Origin of the sequence: Paenibacillus sp. An7, from assembly GCF_009870785.1 — a bacterium.
Lineage (GTDB): Bacteria > Bacillota > Bacilli > Paenibacillales > Paenibacillaceae > Paenibacillus.
Genome location: NZ_WTWX01000119.1, coordinates 1 through 221, shown reverse-complemented (window position 1 = coordinate 221; position 221 = coordinate 1). Strand labels below are relative to the sequence as shown.

Genomic DNA, 221 nt, shown 5'->3' with positions numbered 1-221 from the left:
TGAGGGCCCTTAGCTCAGCTGGTTAGAGCGCACCCCTGATAAGGGTGAGGTCGGTGGTTCGAGTCCACTAGGGCCCACCATGTAACTTCATAATTCCATTATGGGGCCATAGCTCAGCTGGGAGAGCGCCTGCCTTGCACGCAGGAGGTCAGCGGTTCGATCCCGCTTGGCTCCACCACTATTCCCTGATAGCTCAGTTGGTAGAGCACTCGACTGTTAAT

At 56.1% G+C, this 221-nt stretch carries 2 tRNA genes; both read left to right on the top strand.

The window, feature by feature from the left end:
- Positions 1-3 precede the first annotated feature (3 nt).
- Positions 4-80 (top strand) — tRNA-Ile (locus tag GQY27_RS21380).
- Positions 81-102: 22 nt separating this feature from the next.
- Positions 103-178, top strand: a tRNA-Ala gene (locus GQY27_RS21375).
- The last annotated feature ends 43 nt before the right edge of the window (positions 179-221 follow it).